The 3388-nt window shown below is 58.6% G+C and carries 4 protein-coding genes; 2 read left to right on the top strand and 2 right to left on the bottom strand.

The features are described from left to right. Positions 1 to 180: 180 nt before the first annotated feature. Entirely contained in the window at positions 181 to 1107 is a 927-nt protein-coding gene (locus RXV88_RS23330) for a LysR family transcriptional regulator (RefSeq protein ID WP_316296119.1), read from the bottom strand. A 132-nt stretch (positions 1108 to 1239) separates the two neighbouring features. Here RXV88_RS23330 and RXV88_RS23325 point away from each other — a divergent pair, with 132 nt between their 5' ends. Further along, a complete protein-coding gene (locus tag RXV88_RS23325) occupies positions 1240 to 1638 on the top strand; it encodes a nuclear transport factor 2 family protein (RefSeq protein ID WP_316296118.1) in 399 nt (132 codons plus the stop codon). Further along, the gene (locus RXV88_RS23320; protein ID WP_316296117.1) at positions 1635 to 1964 is read left to right on the top strand and encodes a hypothetical protein; all 330 of its coding nucleotides are present in this window, start codon (positions 1635 to 1637) and stop codon (positions 1962 to 1964) included. The genes RXV88_RS23325 and RXV88_RS23320 overlap by 4 nt, the downstream gene beginning before the upstream one ends. A 266-nt stretch (positions 1965 to 2230) precedes the next feature. On the opposite strand, the gene RXV88_RS23315 is transcribed toward RXV88_RS23320, so the two are convergent. Beyond that, positions 2231 to 3148 (bottom strand): DMT family transporter, encoded by a 918-nt coding sequence (locus tag RXV88_RS23315; RefSeq protein WP_316296120.1) that lies wholly within the window; start codon positions 3146 to 3148, stop codon positions 2231 to 2233. Positions 3149 to 3388: the final 240 nt, after the last annotated feature.

Raw genomic sequence — 3388 nt, 5'->3', positions numbered from 1 at the left:
CCGAGATCATCCGCGTGGCATGATCTCAGCGGGGAAAGGGGCAATCACGCCTCAAGCCCGAGTTCTGCAACAACGCCAATGGAATCCTATGAAACCCTGCAGGCCAAAGCCAACAAAATAAGACATTTCTCACATAAATTCAGAACGTTGGGCGTTGTTCAGACCCGACTCATTATCCGCTCAGTCGCCCGTGCCGGGCATTCGGACCGCCCACGGTGGATCGGAGAATCTCCGGATCAGGAAATCAAGAAAGACCCTGACCTTTGGCAGTCGGTAGCGCCCTGCCTCGTATAGCGCGTGGATCGGAACTTCCTGCGGCTGATGGCAATCTGTCAAGAGCGGCACAAGCTGGCCCTTGCGAATATGGTCGGCCACCATGATGTCACCCAGACGGATGATCCCGGCGCCTTCGAGGCCGAGCCGCAAAACCATGTCGCTGGAATCCGTTACCATGATCGGTTTAATGCCCGCCTTCACAACGTCTTCTTCGATTTGAAAAGGCCAGACCCGCGCGGTCGGGGTCGTGAACACGATGCAGGCGTGTTCTGCCAGATCGGCTGGATGGCGCGGCACGCCGTGACGCTCCAGGTAAGCCGGGGAGGCGCAAATGGTCCGCCCGTAGGTGGCAATGCGCATCGCGGCGAGTGTGGTGTCAGGGAGCGTCCCAGCGCGCAGCGTCACGTCCGCATGCTCAGACACAAGATCGACAACCCGGTCGGTCGCCGTCAATTCGAGCTGAATACGAGGATACAGGCGCAGGAACTCAGGAAGGATGGGCGCGATCTGATGAACGCCGAAACCGGTGCTGTTGCTAACATGCAGATGACCGCGCGGCTCCGCGTGCAATCCGGCCACCTCGGCTTCCACCTCCTCGATCGCGGCGAGGATCTCTTGTGCCCGCGGAAAATAGAGCTCGCCCTCCGAGGTCATCGAAAGCCGCCTCGTCGTCCGATGGAGCAGGCGAACACCCAGCTGGTCCTCAAGCCGGCCGACGAGCTTCGAAACCGCAGACGGCGTCAGGCCCAGGATGCGCGCGGCGCCCGTGAAGCTGCCTTGTTCGACAACAACGACGAAGGCCCTCATCTCCATATTTGTCGCGGTATTCATTCCAAAAATTCAGCAATCTTTGTCCAAGTTCGCCGATTATCAGAAATCCGACGCTGATTTACTGTTCATGTCAAGGCCCGAAGCCCGTCATGGGCTGGGCGCCAATGTTCGACCAGCAGACCGGAGCACCCTATGACACATACTTCTTTAGATCTGGCGCAGATTGCCAAAGCCTACGCACAGGCCTGGAGTTCAAAGTCGCCGGAGGCCGTCGCCGCTTTTTATGCACCGAACGGACAGATAGAGATCAATGGCGGCCCAGCCCTGAAGGGCCGTGCGGCCATTGCGGAGATGGCAGCGGGTTTCTATGCGGCCTACCCGGATCTTGTGGTGCATTGCGAAGAACTTCGCGCCGCTGGCGATCATGCTGTGTTTGCGTGGAGCCTCGAAGGACATCACGCCGAAACCGGGAGCTACGTGCGTCTTGCCGGATGGGAAGAATGGGACCTTGATCCGGAAGGGAGAGTCCAGTTATCCAAGGGCTGGTTTGACGCCGAAGACGAGCGCCGTCAGATAGGGCAAGCCGCATGAGTGCCGTAGAACCCCGGTCAGCTGCCAACGAGCCAGAAAAACCGCCTGTCGATCAGGATTACATCGCAGAATTCAAAGCCCAGATCACGGCGTGGGGGTTTTCAGAGACTGAAAAGAGTATGGAGCCGTTCTGCGTCCTCGATGACCACACGCATGATGCAGAGATACTCGGCCTCGTGACGTGTGGTGAGATTTCGATCACCGTCGGCGATCTGGCGCGCCGTTATCGTCCAGGCGACACGTTCGAATTGCGCTATGGGCAGGTGCATCGCGAGAAAGTTGGCCCGCACGGTGTGTCGTTCGTCGTCGGCAGACGCTGCCGCTGACGGCAGACTGCCGGTTGGTGACAGGACGGAAACACCTCGTCTGGCCCGAATGGCAATTAGGAGAAGCCGCAACGCTTCGTCGCCAGAGGGCTAAGCGGTGCGTTGCCTGAAGGCATGATGCCGCGTTACGAAAATCTTGATCTGCGGCGTCGTCCGCACAGCGCAAATCAAGCGGACAAAGTGCTGCAAGCGGCACTCATGGCCGTTCTCGGGAAGCTGCGATGCGGCGCTTGAAGGGTTGATGAAAGTCCGGTTCGGGCCGGTCTCTATGGTGCGGTAATCGGTGGAGGTTTCCGACGTTTGCCTGATAGCGCATTTCCCATGATGGCAGCCAGCAGAACTGCGCCACCAATCAGCGTGTTGGGGCTCGCGGTTTCCCCCAGAAAGAGCCAGACCCAGAGCGGGCCGAGCAGGACCTCGGCCAATGACAACAGGGCGAGTTCGGCTGCGGGGAGACTTCGCGACCCCAGCGTGTAAAGGATCAGACCGGCGCCGACCTGGAACACCCCCATACCCATCGCGATCCCGCCGTCATTCGGGCTCAGTACGACCGAGAGCCCAAGACCGAGGCATATCGCCAGCGTAATTACAATTGCGAAGAGACCGGAAAGGAAAACCGCCGGGAGCATTTCTCCTGTCCGCCCCCATCGCAGAGCGACGGTGAAGACGGCGAACCCCAACGCTGACCCAAGCGCAGAAAGACTGCCCTTCAGCACAACGCTGCCTGATTTGTCGGCGACCATGATCGTGATCCCACCGAATGCGACGGCGATCGCAACCCAAGTTGCGGCGCGGACGGGTTCTCGTAGCACGATCCACCCGAGTACCGCGGCCATGAATGGCGCAGTCGCAAAGAGCAACATCGCATTCGCGACCGAGGTGTTCTGGATCGCGTAGATTCCACCGGAATAGGCCGCGACCAGTGAAAGCCCCGCGATAACAGCAGGGGAGCCAACGCGGCGGAGCTGAACGAATGGGCTTTCACCCGACCGCATTTGAATAAGCACATAAAGGAACAGTGACATGCTGATCGACCTGTAAAGCAGAATCTGCCACACGAAGGCATCTTCGATCAGACGAATGCCAAGACCGACCGTTGACCAGAGCACACCAGCCGCAAAAACGAAAAGGACACCGTACTTGTGGGCATCCGCATCGGAGGAGGCTGGCGTTATGGAGGTCATATCGAGCCGATCAAGGAAGTCTTTCAACCGACGCTAATGTCTCAGCCCGAGTTCTGACCACTCATATGCGACATCGACGAGGACTGCTGCACGATTAACGAACTGCAGCGATGCGAAGACTCCACTGAGCCTCCCCATCTGAATTGGTCCACCGTTATGTTTAGGAAGCGGAGGACAGAGAATGGCGAACAAGAGACACAAGCCAGAGGAAATAGTTCAGAAGTTGCGGCAGGTTGATGT

This window comes from Aestuariicoccus sp. MJ-SS9, assembly GCF_032586235.1.
GTDB lineage: Bacteria > Pseudomonadota > Alphaproteobacteria > Rhodobacterales > Rhodobacteraceae > Aestuariicoccus.
The sequence above is the reverse complement of the archived record's forward strand: the minus strand, read 5'-3'. Positions and strand labels throughout refer to the sequence as shown.

What these genes read in the sequence shown, in the direction of transcription:
- RXV88_RS23325 (WP_316296118.1), top strand. Translation starts at nt 1,240, where the DNA reads ATGACACATACTTCTTTAGATCTGGCGCAGATTGCCAAAGCCTACGCA.
- RXV88_RS23315 (WP_316296120.1), bottom strand. Translation starts at nt 3,148, where the DNA reads ATGACCTCCATAACGCCAGCCTCCTCCGATGCGGATGCCCACAAGTAC.
- RXV88_RS23320 (WP_316296117.1), top strand. Translation starts at nt 1,635, where the DNA reads ATGAGTGCCGTAGAACCCCGGTCAGCTGCCAACGAGCCAGAAAAACCG.
- RXV88_RS23330 (WP_316296119.1), bottom strand. Translation starts at nt 1,107, where the DNA reads ATGAATACCGCGACAAATATGGAGATGAGGGCCTTCGTCGTTGTTGTC.